Annotated in this window: 14 protein-coding genes; 6 read left to right on the top strand and 8 right to left on the bottom strand. The window is 45.1% G+C overall.

Annotated elements, in window-relative coordinates:
- The first annotated feature begins 299 nt into the window (after nt 1-299).
- The 6 genes from H0266_RS12175 (at nt 300) to ytzI (ending at nt 6,165) form a co-directional block, all read left to right on the top strand.
- Entirely contained in the window at nt 300-1,049 is a 750-nt protein-coding gene (locus tag H0266_RS12175) for a DeoR/GlpR family DNA-binding transcription regulator (protein ID WP_181472646.1), read from the top strand.
- Nucleotides 1,046-1,966 (top strand): 1-phosphofructokinase, encoded by a 921-nt coding sequence (gene pfkB / locus H0266_RS12170; protein ID WP_181472645.1) that lies wholly within the window; start codon nt 1,046-1,048, stop codon nt 1,964-1,966. Before H0266_RS12175 ends, pfkB begins: the two co-directional genes overlap by 4 nt.
- Nucleotides 1,967-1,970: 4 nt before the next feature.
- Nucleotides 1,971-3,869 (top strand): PTS fructose transporter subunit IIABC, encoded by a 1,899-nt coding sequence (locus tag H0266_RS12165; RefSeq protein WP_181472644.1) that lies wholly within the window; start codon nt 1,971-1,973, stop codon nt 3,867-3,869.
- Between the two features lie 57 nt (nt 3,870-3,926).
- Nucleotides 3,927-4,193, top strand: a complete 267-nt coding sequence (locus H0266_RS12160) for a phosphocarrier protein HPr (protein ID WP_181472643.1) — start codon at nt 3,927-3,929, stop codon at nt 4,191-4,193.
- Nucleotides 4,194-4,197: 4 nt separating this feature from the next.
- Nucleotides 4,198-5,913, top strand: a complete 1,716-nt coding sequence (ptsP, locus tag H0266_RS12155) for a phosphoenolpyruvate--protein phosphotransferase (RefSeq protein WP_181472642.1) — start codon at nt 4,198-4,200, stop codon at nt 5,911-5,913.
- Nucleotides 5,914-5,988: 75 nt separating this feature from the next.
- Nucleotides 5,989-6,165 carry a YtzI protein gene (ytzI, locus tag H0266_RS12150; RefSeq protein WP_181472641.1) on the top strand — a complete coding sequence of 59 codons (177 nt, stop codon included), beginning with the start codon at nt 5,989-5,991 and terminating at the stop codon, nt 6,163-6,165.
- A 351-nt stretch (nt 6,166-6,516) separates the two neighbouring features.
- Here the strand turns inward: ytzI and H0266_RS12145 are convergent, their stop codons facing one another.
- The 8 genes from H0266_RS12145 to H0266_RS12110 form a co-directional block, all read right to left on the bottom strand.
- The gene (locus H0266_RS12145) at nt 6,517-7,092 is read right to left on the bottom strand and encodes a nitroreductase family protein (protein ID WP_181472640.1); all 576 of its coding nucleotides are present in this window, start codon (nt 7,090-7,092) and stop codon (nt 6,517-6,519) included.
- A gap of 11 nt (nt 7,093-7,103) precedes the next feature.
- A complete protein-coding gene (locus tag H0266_RS12140; protein ID WP_181472639.1) occupies nt 7,104-7,688 on the bottom strand; it encodes a YdcF family protein in 585 nt (194 codons plus the stop codon).
- A gap of 96 nt (nt 7,689-7,784) precedes the next feature.
- Nucleotides 7,785-9,071, bottom strand: coding sequence for a phosphopyruvate hydratase (gene eno, locus H0266_RS12135; protein ID WP_181472638.1), 1,287 nt, complete (start codon nt 9,069-9,071; stop codon nt 7,785-7,787).
- A gap of 13 nt (nt 9,072-9,084) precedes the next feature.
- Nucleotides 9,085-10,623 carry a 2,3-bisphosphoglycerate-independent phosphoglycerate mutase gene (gene gpmI / locus H0266_RS12130; RefSeq protein WP_181472637.1) on the bottom strand — a complete coding sequence of 513 codons (1,539 nt, stop codon included), beginning with the start codon at nt 10,621-10,623 and terminating at the stop codon, nt 9,085-9,087.
- Nucleotides 10,616-11,377, bottom strand: a complete 762-nt coding sequence (gene tpiA, locus H0266_RS12125; protein WP_181472860.1) for a triose-phosphate isomerase — start codon at nt 11,375-11,377, stop codon at nt 10,616-10,618. The genes gpmI and tpiA overlap by 8 nt, the downstream gene beginning before the upstream one ends.
- Nucleotides 11,378-11,398: 21 nt before the next feature.
- Nucleotides 11,399-12,580, bottom strand: coding sequence for a phosphoglycerate kinase (locus H0266_RS12120; RefSeq protein ID WP_181472636.1), 1,182 nt, complete (start codon nt 12,578-12,580; stop codon nt 11,399-11,401).
- 168 nt (nt 12,581-12,748) lie between these two features.
- On the bottom strand, nt 12,749-13,756 hold the full coding sequence (gap, locus tag H0266_RS12115; protein ID WP_181472635.1) for a type I glyceraldehyde-3-phosphate dehydrogenase: 1,008 nt from the start codon (nt 13,754-13,756) through the stop codon (nt 12,749-12,751).
- 36 nt (nt 13,757-13,792) lie between these two features.
- Nucleotides 13,793-14,821 (bottom strand): sugar-binding transcriptional regulator, encoded by a 1,029-nt coding sequence (locus H0266_RS12110; RefSeq protein ID WP_181472634.1) that lies wholly within the window; start codon nt 14,819-14,821, stop codon nt 13,793-13,795.
- Nucleotides 14,822-14,836 lie beyond the last annotated feature (15 nt).

Raw genomic sequence — 14,836 nt, 5'->3', positions numbered from 1 at the left:
TGTCCGATTACCTGGCTCTCTTGTCCGAATCTGACGTAAATGTCCGAAATAGTACGTCGCTTGTCCGTATTTGACGAGAACATGTCCGATATACCGCACTTCTTGTCCGAATAGCTCAGGTGGATGTCCGAATTGGATAGCTTTGCCAGGGTGCTCCTTTTAATGGTTTCAACTTCCTCCCCACTAAACGCATTCATGATTGCTTTTGATAGATTTTGATTATTTTTGATTATTTATGATTGAAAATGAAAAGGCTTTCTTGTATGATATACACAGAAAGTGATCAAGGAGGCTGTAAAATGCTTACTCCAGAAAGACAACAGCTAATCTTAGAAACCGTCAAAAAACGTCATACAGTCAAAATAAAAGAATTAGTCGAACAGACCGGCTCCTCTGAATCCACCATTCGAAGGGACCTCGATCAATTAGAACAAGCCGGAGAACTTCGACGCGTTCATGGTGGAGCATCCATCCAGACCTCTGCGAGCGATGAGCCTAGCATGAGTGAGAAGTCGACGATTTACACACCTGAGAAAGAAGCGATCGCACTGCATGCAGCCTCTCTTGTAAAGGACGGCGATTGCATTTTCATCGACGCAGGGTCTACGACTTATGCGATGATTCAGCATCTAAAGGGGAAGGACATCACGGTGGTCACTAATGGCCTGAACCATTTAGATGCATTAAGTGAACATCAAATTAAAACCTACGTTCTAGGAGGGCTGGTCAAACACCGTACGCGAGCAGTCGTAGGAACCGGTGCTTTGCAAACCTTGAAGCAATACCGCTTTGACATTTGTTTTATTGGAGCCAATGGCATTAGCTTGAACGATGGGTTTACAACACCTGACCCAGAAGAAGCAGCAATCAAGCGAGAAACACTCCTTCAATCTAAAAACCGGTACGTACTAGCTGATGCCTCAAAGTTCGAGGAAGTGACGTTCTCCACGTTCGCCGAACTGCAAGAAGCAGACATCATCACGAATCATCAAGGCTTACCGCTCGATTCCTATCGAGATAAAACGACGATAAAGGTTGTGACACCATGATTTATACTTGCACACTAAACCCTTCGATCGACTACGTCATGAACGTCGATCAATTTCAAGCGGGTACACTGAACCGTTCCTCTGAAACCTATTACTATCCAGGGGGTAAGGGAATCAACGTCTCGAGAGTGATGGGCGCATTAGGCACCCAAACGACAGCCCTTGGCTATATTGGCGGCTTTACAGGTGACTTCATAAAAAGTGCTTTAGAAGAAAACAACATTTCACATCAGTTCATTGAAATTGAAGGCAACACACGAGTGAATGTAAAGCTGAAGAGCGCGGACGAAACAGAAATCAACGGACCGGGTCCATCGATCACACAAGAGCAACAAGATCGCTTGTTAGAACAGGTTGAGCATATGACAAAAGAAGATCTATTAGTGATTGCCGGAAGCGTCCCTTCTACTCTACCTGAAGATTTCTATGTCACCATCGCAAACCTATGTGAAGAACGAGAAGTGAAGCTCATAGCAGACACCTCAGGAAAAGCATTGAACCAAATCGTCGGTTCTCCCCTTTTTCTCCTTAAACCGAACCACCATGAATTAGGAGAACTTTTCAATACGACGATTGAAACGAAAGAGCAAGCCGCCACTTATGCGCACAAACTTGTGCATCAAGGTGTTAAACATGTCATCGTATCCATGGGTGGCGAAGGTGCTGTCTATGTAGGAGAAAAACAACAGTTGTTCGCGAACGTACCTAAAGGAGAAGTTAAGAATTCCGTTGGTGCAGGAGATTCTGTTGTAGCTGCCTTTACAGCAAAGGTTCAACAATCTGAATCCATTGAAGAAGCGTTTCGTTATGCCGTCGCTGCAGGAAGTGCCACTGCCTTCCAAACTGATTTATGTAACAAAGAAGACGTCGAGGAACTAGTACCATCCATCCACGTTTCTTCAGTAAAAGGAGGATAAACCTATGAAAATTACTGACTTGTTAACAAAAGACACCATCGTACTGAACATGAAAGCTTCATCAAAGTCTGAAGCAATTGATGAGCTGGTCGGTCAGTTGGATCAGGCTGGCAAACTAGAAAATCGTGACGAATATAAACAAGCCATCCAAGCACGTGAAGATCAGAGTACAACAGGGATTGGTGAAGGAATCGCGATTCCACATGCGAAGACCAGTGCCGTTAAGGACCCTGCCATTGCTTTCGGTCGCTCGCAAGACGGATTGGATTACGAATCGTTAGACGGTCAGCCGACGAACTTATTTTTCATGATTGCTGCGTCAGAAGGCGCGAATAACACACACTTGGAAACACTCTCTCGCCTTTCTTCCTATTTGATGGATACAAAATTCCGCGAGCAATTAGAAGCGGCCAAAACGGAAGCCGATGTCATCGAAGCGATCAATGCCAAAGAAGCGGAAGAAGAAGACGAAGAAGAAACAGAAACATCCTCAGCTGGCAAAATTCTAGCTGTTACCGCTTGTCCGACTGGTATCGCTCACACGTACATGGCAGCGGACAAGTTGAAAGCGACGGCTAAAGAAATGAACGTTCCGATTAAAGTCCAAACTAATGGATCAAGCGGAGTGAAAAATCAATTGACCGCAGAAGACATCGCTGAAGCGGATGCGATTATCGTAGCTGCTGATGTCAATGTGGACATGGCTCCATTCAATGGTAAGCCTGTCATTGAAGTACCTGTAGCTAAAGCGATCCATGAACCAGAAGAGTTAATCAAAAAAGCCGTTAATAAAGACGCACCGACTTATCAAGGAAGTGGAAAACAATCCAGTTCCTCTGAAGAGAAAGGACAGCGCACAGGGTTCTATAAGCATTTAATGAACGGTGTATCCAACATGCTTCCATTCGTCGTAGGTGGCGGGATCCTCATTGCGATTTCGTTCTTCTGGGGCATCAACTCTGCGAACCCGGATAATGCCGATTATAATCGCTTTGCTGAAATGCTCAGCATCATCGGTGGCGGCAATGCCTTCTTCCTACTAGTACCGGTACTCGCTGGTTTCATTGCATCTAGTATTGCGGATCGCCCTGGTTTCGCCCCTGGTATGGTCGGTGGTTTAATTGCTGTTACGCAAACGTCCGCTGAAGGTGCCGGCAATGGTTCTGGTTTCTTAGGAGGACTGATCGCAGGTTTCTTAGCCGGTTACTTGACATTGCTCATTAAGAAATGGTTGGAAGGTTTACCTGCCGTATTGGACGGTTTAAAAACGGTTCTATTCTATCCAGTCCTAGCTATTTTCGGAACGGGAATGATCATGCTCTTGATCAACCCAGCATTAACCAGTGTTTACACAGGTCTATTCAATTTCTTGGATAACATGAGCGGTTCCAACTTGGCGCTTCTCGGGATCATCGTCGGAGGTATGATGGCGGTCGATATGGGAGGTCCTGTCAACAAAGCGGCCTACACCTTTGGTATCGCAGCGCTTGATGCAGGGAACTATACATTTATTGCAGCTGCTATGGCTGGCGGAATGGTCCCACCACTTGCGATGGGCGTCGCAACAATGATTTTCAAAAATAAATTCACACCTCAAGAAAGAGAAACAGGAAAAGCAGCCCTTCCTCTTGGAACGTTCTTTATCACAGAAGGCGCGATTCCATTCGCCGCAGCAGACCCGATCCGTGTCATCCCGTCTATGGTTGCCGGAAGTGCATTAACAGGGATGCTCGTCATGCTATTCGGCATCAGTTTACCAGCCCCACATGGCGGTGCCATCATCATTCCACTCATTGAAGGTGGCTTTATGCAAATCGTTTTATATATCGTAGCCATTCTAGTCGGAACAATTCTTAGTGCAATTGTTGTAGGATTCTTGAAAAAAGACCTTAGAAAGGCTTAAAATAATAAAGTTAGGGTAACTCACAAACTAAGTACTTTTTTTAAGGAGGAATATACAATGAAAGAACAAACATTCAAAATCACATCAGCAGATGGCGTACATGCACGCCCAGCAACTGTACTTGTCCAGAACGCAGGTAAGTACGAGTCTGATATCAATCTCCACTATAAAGAAAAGGCGGTCAACCTGAAGTCCATCATGGGCATAATGAGCCTTGGAATTCCTGCAGGCGCAGAAGTAAAAATCACAGCAGAAGGTGGCGACGAAGACGAAGCCATCGAACACCTAACAACAACTATGAAGAATGAAGGCCTGGGGGAATAATATAATGACACATCTTCAAGGCATTGCAGCTTCTAGCGGAATCGCGATTGCGAAAGTGTATCCGCTGGAAGCTCCAGACCTTTCTTACAGCAAACAAGACATCCAACAACCAGAAGAAGAAGTCAAGCGCCTGCACGAAGCTCTAGATACGTCTAAATCAGAGCTTGAAACAATCAAAGAACACACTAAAAAACAACTCGGTGATGAGCACGCAGAGATTTTCTCCGCTCATTTACTTGTCCTGAGCGACCCTGAACTTATTCAGCCGATTGAAGATAAAATCAAGTCAGACAACGTCAATGCGGAAGCTGCATTAGATGAAACAGCTAATATGTTCATCGACATGTTCAAAAACATGGACAATGAATATATGCGTGAGCGTGCTGCCGACATTCAAGACGTAACGAAGCGTGTTATGGCACACCTACTCAACGTGACCTTCCCTGACCCTGCTTTGATCAATGAGGAAGTTGTCATTGTAGCTGATGACCTTACGCCTTCTGATACGGCTCAATTGAACAAGCAATATGTCAAAGGTTTCACAACGGATATCGGTGGACGAACGTCTCACTCAGCTATTATGGCAAGATCTCTTGAAATCCCTGCTGTAGTCGGTACAAAAAACATTACCTCTCAGGCTGAGAAGGATTCCATGATTATCGTTGACGGAATCAATGGCGATGTCATTGTAAACCCTACGGATGAACAAGTAGCAGAATACAAGAAAAAGCAAGATGAATTCGAAGAGCAGAAGAAAGAATGGGCGAAGTTGAAAGATGAGCCTACCGTTACTTCTGAAGGTGAACACGTGGAGCTAGTAGCCAACATCGGTACACCTGAAGACGTTGAAGGTGTACTGAACAATGGCGGCGAAGGTGTCGGCCTTTACCGTACAGAGTTCTTGTACATGGGTAAAAGCCAACTTCCAACAGAAGAAGAGCAATATGACGCTTACTCCTCTGTTCTAAAGCAAATGGGTGACAAGCCTGTTGTTGTCCGTACATTAGACATCGGTGGCGATAAGGAACTTGATTACCTTGAGCTGCCTGATGAAATGAACCCATTCCTTGGGTATCGCGCGATTCGTCTATGCCTTGAGCGTGACGATATTTTCCGTGTCCAGCTACGCGCCCTACTTCGTGCGAGCGTTCACGGAAACTTGAAAATCATGTTCCCGATGATTGCTACACTTGATGAATTCCGTCAAGCAAAAGCGATTCTTGAGGAAGAGCGTGAAAAACTGAACAACGAAGGACAAGACGTATCCGATGACATTGAAGTCGGAATGATGGTAGAGATTCCAGCAACGGCTGTGATTGCTCGCCAATTCGCTAAAGAAGTCGATTTCTTCAGTATCGGAACAAATGACCTGATCCAATACACGATGGCTGCAGACCGTATGAACGAGCGCGTTTCATACTTGTATCAACCATACAATCCTGCCATCTTGAACTTGGTCAATAACGTCATTGAAGCAGCACACGCTGAAGGCAAGTGGGCCGGTATGTGCGGAGAAATGGCTGGGGATGAGATTGCGATCCCAATCCTTCTAGGACTAGGACTCGATGAATTCAGCATGAGTGCAACATCCATCCTTCCAGCGCGCACACAGATTCGTGACCTTTCTAAGAAGGAAATGGCTTCTTACAAAGAAGAGATTCTTTCCATGGGTACTGCTGAAGAAGTCGTTGCATTTGTAAAAGAAAAAACACAATCTTAAGTAGTAATCCTAGAGCATTTGTGGCACAATAAATCGTGTGAGGCGAAATACGTTCACAGAAAGCGAAGTGTTTTCATGACTTTCACCGTGATTATGATCGTTTGTGTCGGAATAGTTCTTGGTATTGCTGCGATGTTCGGAGCCGCTGTATCGAAAGGATACGATTATAAGCATAAGGTCGATCCTTTACCAGATGATGCCGACCATTATAAATATGAATTTGATGAAGATAAAAAATCTGACGCAAACTAATGCGTCAGATTTTTTTATTTACAGAAATTGCAAAGATTGAATTCTGGGTTCGTTATTGTATAGAGAATAGGGGTGGTTTTGAAACAACTCGCTTTCCTACGGGGGAACCGGCAAGCCTCCTCTGTCGTTAACACTCCCTGTGGGGTCTTGCCTGAGTCCTTCTCCCGTGGGAGTCTCGCTGTTTCAAAACCACCCCTTTCGACATGAATAAGAACGAACCCTCTACATAAGATTAGCATTCTCATCATATGCACCAGAATGCAGCGAAGCTCATGACATGTTGACCTTAAGGCGAGTTACTTTCTCTCCCCCTAGCCTCCATTTCAGAAATACCTGAGCGCCTTACTGCGGCTATTCATAAAAGGTGATGCTCTCCTCAATCTGTGCCCTCTGCTTCGGCTTAGGGATGCGGCTTGGGTATCCGACTTGAAGCACTGAAACCAACTTGTAATCACGTTCATTCAGCCCAACATCCACAGCAAACTGAGCATCATGAAGATACGGACTCGTCGTCCATAACATACCGATCCCTTGCTCCCAGGCGAGCAGCTGAGCGTTTTGAATGAAAGCACATACCGCCGCATAGTCCTCCTCATATTTCATCTGATCTACATCTCGTTCCATATAGACGAGAACATGGTGAGGGATATTGATGAGAAACTTCTTGATCCCTTCTCTCATTTTACCTCCTCTATCGGCATCATAACCGGAGAAGAAGCCTTGTCTGTCGTAGCTATTCAATACATGAGAGGCATAGGAATCGATTGCTCCACCTTGATAGACCTTCATCATCCAGGGTTGTTTCATTCGATGAGTAGGCGCCCAGGAAGCACGTTCGAAGATTTGCTTCAGATCGCTACTTGGGACCTGTCCCTTTTTAAACTCATGAATGGATCGACGTCCTAAGATTGCTTCTTGTACATCCATTTTTCTTCACCTCAATCAGAGAAAACACCCGTCACTTCTTGTCCCATCAAGTACACCCATTCACGCAGAAAGAATGGCAGCTTTGTTTCCATCGTTTCATAGGCGGAGTACTTGGTTGGCACACCTGTGACATCCATGCCTTGGCTTTTTGCTAATTCTACGGCCCGCTTCAAATGGTATTGATCACTGACAAGCAAATAGCTGTCGATCCCTTCATCCGTTGCTACCTGTTTAGCATTGATGACATTGTCTCTCGTCACCAAAGACTGGTTTTCAACGAGTATATCCTCTCTCGGAACACCATTGGCCATGGCGTAGTTCATTCCTACTTCCGCTTCCGATGAAACGGCATTTTCACTTGTTCCACCCGTGAATACAAGGTAGTCCACTTTATCATCATTGTATAATTCGATCCCCTGCTTTAATCGCCCTTCAAAAACAGGACTGGGTTGTCCATTCCATTGTGCAGCTCCTAGAACAATCGCTGCATCGGCTTTAGGTATATCAAGGTTGTTACCATATGTCCATAAATTGTAGCCGGTAATGAGCGCATAGGCGACGCCGACTAGCAAAATCATACGTATCAATAGTTTCATCGGTTTATGACCTCTCCTATATCTATTTCGGGTCTACACCTCATCATACCATAGAAAAAAGCCTCTCTGAATAATCAGAGAGGCTCAAATTCAAAATTATTTGTTCAAGTTATAGAATGCTTTTCCGCCAGCATACGTAGCTGTTCCAAGCAACTGATCTTCAATACGAAGAAGTTGGTTGTATTTCGCTACACGGTCTGTACGTGATGGTGCACCCGTCTTGATTTGACCAGCGTTTGTCGCAACAGCGATGTCTGCGATTGTCGCGTCTTCTGTTTCACCAGAACGGTGAGAGATAACAGCAGTGTAACCAGCGCGCTTCGCCATTTCGATCGCTTCGAATGTTTCTGTAAGCGTACCGATTTGGTTTACTTTGATAAGGATAGAGTTACCTACGCCCTCTTCGATAGCGCGGCCAAGCTTCTCAGTGTTCGTAACGAATAGGTCGTCACCAACAAGCTGTACGCGGTCGCCGATACGGTCAGTAAGAAGTTTCGTACCTTCCCAGTCGTTCTCGTCAAGACCGTCTTCAATGGATACGATCGGATACTTGTTTACAAGCTCTTCGTACCAGTCAACCATCTCAGCAGATGTACGAACTACACCTTCACCTTTCAGGTTGTACTTACCGTCTTCGTAAATTTCAGAAGAGGCAACGTCCATCGCAAGCTGTACTTCTTCTCCTGGCTTGTAACCAGCTGCTTCGATCGCTTCGATGATTGTAGAAAGAGCTTCTTCGTTTGAACCAAGGTCTGGAGCGAATCCACCTTCGTCACCTACACCAGTATTGTACCCTTTGTTACCAAGTACTTTCTTAAGTGCGTGGAAGATTTCAGCACCTGTGCGAAGTGCTTCTTTGAATGTTGGCGCACCAACAGGCATGATCATGAATTCTTGAATGTCTACGTTGTTATCCGCGTGCTCTCCACCGTTAACGATGTTCATCATTGGTGTTGGAAGAGTAGTGGCAGTGAATCCACCAAGGTACTTGTAAAGTGGAAGTCCTACAACGTCTGCTGCTGCGTGAGCAACCGCCATAGAAACACCAAGAATTGCGTTAGCACCTAGGTTCCCTTTGTTTTCTGTACCATCAAGTTCTCTCATCATTTGGTCGATGATCACTTGTTGAGTTACGTCCATTCCAAGAAGGTTTGGAGCAATTTTCTCATTTACGTTTTCAACAGCATTGAGAACACCTTTTCCAAGGTAACGTTCCTTATCTCCGTCACGTAGTTCTACAGCTTCGTATTCACCTGTTGATGCACCACTTGGTACAAGGGCTGTTCCGAAAGCTCCAGATTCCGTATAAACTTCAACTTCTACTGTTGGGTTACCACGTGAGTCTAGTACTTCGCGTGCATATACGTCAGTAATGTATGGCATGTAAATCTCTCCCTTATTTTTTAATTAATGATGTTCCTGTCATTTCTTCAGGTAGGTCAATGTTCAATAAGTCAAGTAGTGTCGGTGATAGATCTCCAAGGATCCCACCATCACGTAATTCTGCTCCTTCTTGTGTCACGATGACTGGAACAGGGTTCGTAGTATGAGCCGTCATGGCATCTCCGTCTAAAGTCGTCACTTCATCGGAATTCCCGTGATCGGCTGTAATGATGGCATGTCCACCTTTTTCATGAATCTTATCTACAATTTTGCCTAGACATTCATCCACCGCTTCAATCGCTTTGATTGTTGGCTCTAGCATGCCTGAGTGCCCAACCATATCCGGATTGGCGAAGTTTAGAATGATGGCATTGTGTTTATCCGCGTCAAGTTCGCCTAAAAGAGCATCTGTTACTTCATAGGCACTCATTTCAGGTTTTTGATCATAGGTAGACACTTTCGGTGAATCGATCAGGATGCGCTCTTCCCCATCAAATTCATTCTCTCGTCCACCACTCATGAAGAACGTGACGTGTGGATATTTTTCTGTCTCCGCGATACGCAATTGTTTCTTGCCATGATTAGCAAGCACTTCACCAATGGTATTCTTCAAGTTGTTCGGTGGGAAAGCGATCTTCGAATTGACGGCATCACTATACTGCGTCATACCGACGAAATGAAGGTTTTTCGGCGCGTTTTCTCCACGGTCGAACCCGTCAAAATCATCGTTCGCAAACGTCTTGGATATTTGAATCGCACGGTCAGGTCGGAAGTTGAAGAAGATGATAGATTCTTCATCTTCCATCGGTCCTACAGGCTGTCCTTCTGAATCTGTCAGAACGACAGGCTCTACGAACTCGTCATACACTTCTTCCGCATACGAGTCATCGACCGCTTTGATCGGGTCCTCGTATTTGACACCTTCACCGTAAGCGATGGCATCATAAGCTTTTTTGACACGTTCCCAGCGATTATCACGGTCCATGGCATAGAAACGACCGGCAATCGTGGCGATTTGTCCGACACCAAGTTCTTTAATTTTATCTTGTGTCTGCTCGATATACGTTTTGGCTGACTGTTGACCAACGTCACGGCCATCAAGGAAAGCATGGATATACACTTTCTCAAGCCCTGCATCCTTCGCTAGTTGTAACGTCGCAAACATGTGTTCAATATGACTGTGAATTCCACCGTCAGATAATAAGCCGAAGATATGCAATGCCTTATCTTTCTCCTTGGCTTGATTCACAGCTTTCACTAACGTTTCATTTTCGAAAAAATCACCTTCACGAATCGACAAGTTGATGCGTGTCAGACTTTGATACACGACGCGTCCGGCCCCGATATTCAAGTGACCGACTTCCGAGTTACCCATTTGACCCTCTGGCAATCCTACAGCTTCTCCACATGCTTCAAGTTGAGCGTGTGGGAACTGGTTCCAGTAACGATCAAAGTTCGGCGTATTCGCCTGTTTGACAGCATTTCCTTTTTCCTCATCACGAAGTGCGAATCCATCGAGAATGATGAGTGCAGCTAAGTTTTGGTTACTCATGCTTACCTGCCTCCACTAATTTTAGGAAAGAATCAGCTTCTAAGCTTGCTCCACCTACAAGTGCTCCGTCAATATCTGATTGAGAAAGCAACTCGTCTACGTTTGCTGGTTTTACAGAGCCTCCGTATTGAATACGAACCGCTTCTGCTACGCCTGCGCTCACAAAATCGCTTACGACTTTACGGATGTGCGTACATACTTCGTTTGCTTGTTCAGAAGTTGCCGTACGGCCCGTTCCGATTGCCCAAATTGGCTCATAAGCGATGATTACTTGTTGACTCTGCTCATCTGTCAGGCCTTCAAGCGCTTTTTTCACTTGTGCTTCAACATGGTCCATCGTTTGGTTGGCTTCACGTTGTTCTAGTGATTCACCTACACATACGATTGGAGTCAAGCCATGGTTGAAGGCAGCATGGACTTTCTTGTTCACTTCTTCATCTGTTTCCTTGAAGATCTCACGACGCTCGGAGTGGCCAAGAACAACATACTCGACACCAAGCTCTTTAAGCATGACCGGGCTTACTTCCCCAGTGAATGCCCCACTTTCTTCAAAGTGCATGTTTTGAGCACCAATCTTCAGGCTTGTTCCTTCTGTTTCTTCTACAAGCTTCTGAAGAAAAGGAAACGGTGCACAAATGACCGATTCAACTTGATCAGAAGATGGCACTTCGTTTTTAGCTGTTTGAATGAAATCCTCCGCTTCACGGTGGTTTTTATTCATTTTCCAGTTACCTGCAATCACTTGTTTACGCATGTTCAAATCACCTCTCCTAAATTATTTGTCGTTCAGTAGGGCTACACCTGGAAGTTCTTTACCTTCCATGAACTCGAGCGATGCGCCTCCACCTGTTGATACATGATCCATGTCTCCTGCATAGCCGAATTTCTCGACAGCTGCTGCAGAATCCCCGCCACCGATCACGCTATAACCTTCGGTGCCTGCTAGAGCGTTTGCGACGGCTTTTGTACCGTTTGCGAACGTTTCTAGTTCGAATACGCCCATCGGACCATTCCAAATGATCAACTTGGAATCCTTGATGATTTCAGCGTATTTCTCTCTCGTTTTCGGACCGATATCTAGTGCTTCCCAATCGGACGGGATGCTATCGATCGCCACTTCTTTCGTGTTGGCAGAATCAGAGAAATCATCCGCAACGATGACATCTTCCGGCATGTGGAAGTTCACGCCTTTTTCTTCTGCTTTTTTCATATACTCTTTCGCCAAATCGATCTTATCTTCCTCTAATAAAGATTTACCGATTTCGTGGCCTTGTGCTTTAACGAATGTATAAGCAAGTCCACCACCGATGATCAAGTGATCCACTTTATCAATCAAGTTATCAATGACACCGATTTTATCTTTGACTTTCGCACCGCCGATAATGGCTGTGAAAGGACGTTCAGGATCAGAAAGCGCTTGGCTTAGCACGTTGATTTCTTTCTCCATTAGGAAACCAGCAACTGCCGGAATGTGTTCCGCTACACCAGCTGTTGACGCATGCGCACGGTGAGCTGCACCGAATGCATCATTCACATAAAGATCTGCCATATTAGCAAATGCTTTTGCTAGATCCGCATCATTCTTCTCTTCGCCTGGGTGGAAGCGTACGTTTTCAATCAATAGTACGTCACCATTTTCCATTTCAGAAATAGCCTGGTCGACTTCAGCACCATGAACATCATCTGTTTTGGTAACGGTCTGTCCAAGAAGGTCACTCAAGCGGTTAGCTACAGGATCTAAACGTAATTCTTCTACGACTTCACCTTTAGGACGACCTAAGTGACTCGCTAGAATGACTTTCGCTCCATTACCTGTCAAATGTTGAATTGTCGGTAGAGCGGCTCTGATTCGTGTATCATCTGTTACTTCTTCTCCGCTCATAGGAACGTTGAAGTCAACACGACAAAATACCGCCTGTCCTTGTACCTCTACATCACGAATGGTTTTCTTATTCATGAATTGCAACCTCCTTAATTGTGGTCAGGGTTATCCCCGCCCCCTATGTACGTTTCCACATAAGAAACGATTAGAAACGCAGGACCCTAAAAACATGGATAAAGGAGGAGGACATGAGACCCCCTCCTTTACCTTTAGTGCTTATAGTTTTCTATCGTGCGGATTTTATTACAATCCTTGGTTTTTAAGGTAAACAGCTAGGTCTACACAACGGTTAGAGTAACCAGTTTCGTTGTCATACCAAGAAACAACTTTAACCATGTTGCCTTCAAGAGCAAGTGTAGAGATGCCATCGATTACAGAAGAGTTCGTGTTGCCATTGTAGTCTGTTGATACAAGTGGCTCGTCACTGTAACCTAGGATTCCTTTAAGGTTGCCTTCAGCTTCAGCACGAAGAGCTTCGTTCACTTCTTCTGCAGATACGTCTTTATCAAGTTCAGCAACGAAGTCTACGATGGAAACGTTCGCTGTTGGTACACGCATCGCCATACCAGAAAGCTTACCATCAAGCTGTGGAAGTACTTTCGCAACGGCTTGAGCAGCACCTGTTGTTGTAGGGATGATGTTTTGAGCTGCAGCACGCGCACGACGGTAGTCTTTGTGTGGCAGGTCAAGGATTTGCTGGTCGTTTGTGTAAGAGTGAACTGTTGTCATCATACCGCGCTTAAGACCGAATTTCTCATCAAGAATTTTCGCGTATGGTGCAAGACAGTTTGTCGTACAAGAAGCGTTAGAAATAACGTGGTGAGAATCTTTGTCGTACTGGTCTTCGTTAACACCCATAACGACTGTAAGATCTTCTTGCTTAGCTGGAGCAGAGATTACGACTTTTTTCGCGCCTGCATCCAAGTGTTTCTGAGCATCGTCACGCTGAGTGAAACGACCTGTAGATTCAACAACGATCTCTACGCCAAGATCTCCCCAACCTAGTTGAGCTGGATCTTTTTCAGAAAGTACTTTGATTTCTTTTCCGCCTACGATCAAGTTGTCTCCGTTTGTCGTTACTTCTTCAGGAAGTGTACCGTGAACAGAGTCATATTGTAGTAGGTGTGCAAGCATATTTGCATCTGTAAGGTCGTTAACCGCTACCACTTCTACTTCATCATTTGTTAGAGCAGCACGGAAAACATTACGTCCAATACGTCCGAAACCGTTAATTCCAATTCTTACTGTCATGCTAAAATTCCTCCTTGAGTGAATTGCTTAATTTATTTAAAGGGACGAACCCTTTAGTAACTCCTCCGCTGCACCTTCATCGGTGATCAGCACATTGCTTTGTCCAGGCTGAAAATACGAGGCAATCGCTTCTGCCTTCGACTTTCCGCCAGCTACGGCAATGACATGTTTCGCGTGTTTCAAATCCTCCAGTTGAAGGCCTACGGTTCTAACCTTGTGGACGACTTTCCCGTCGGTATTAAAATAATACCCGAAAGCTTCTCCGACGGCTTTACGATCTTGAATGATATCCAATTGTTCTGTGGATGTCTTCCGACGTTCCGCCATTGTCATCGCGTCACCGACGCCATGAATGACTATTTCTGCACTTCGGATAATATCGAGCACTTCTTTAATGGAAGGCTCTTCAATGATCGTTTGGTAGGATTCTTCACTGAGTGGATCAGGGACATACAATAGTCGATAGTCACCACGAGCTCTTTTGGCCATTTCAGCACAAATCGTGTTCGCTTGATTTTCGACCCTCTCTCCTAGCCCACCTCTTGCAGGTACAAAAAGGCATTGTTCAGCATCCTTAAACGGACTCATCATTTGAGCGACGGCAGCCATGGTTGTACCACCTGTAATGGCAATCGCCTGATTCGGTGTCATTCGATCTTTCAAATACTGGACACATGCTCGTCCCATCTCATGCTTGACCCAATTGAGTTCATCGCTGTCCCCTGGAACAACAACGACACAGTCTAACTTTAATGTATCCTTTAATTGTTGTTCTAAAACCTTTATCCCCGTGACTTCCTTGATGAACTCAGCTAATTGTTCTAGTATGTTTTGCCCTTCATAGGTTAAATGCATTCCTCTTGAAGTGACTTCGACGGCTCCTTGGTTGTTGAGAAAATCAACTTCACTTCGAACCGTACGTTCAGCTAGTTCAACGTTTTCGGCTAATGCGCGACGCCCGACTGGTTGCATCAGTTGAATATGATACAACAGTTGATACCTTCGCTGCATAACGTCCAACACATCAGGGAATAATTTCTTTTGTAGGTCAATGAAAGCTCGCATGAGAAAAGCTCCTTC

Source organism: Halobacillus locisalis, assembly GCF_013694105.1.
In the GTDB taxonomy this organism is placed as follows: domain Bacteria; phylum Bacillota; class Bacilli; order Bacillales; family Halobacillaceae; genus Halobacillus; species Halobacillus locisalis.
The sequence above is the reverse complement of the archived record's forward strand: the minus strand, read 5'-3'. Positions and strand labels throughout refer to the sequence as shown.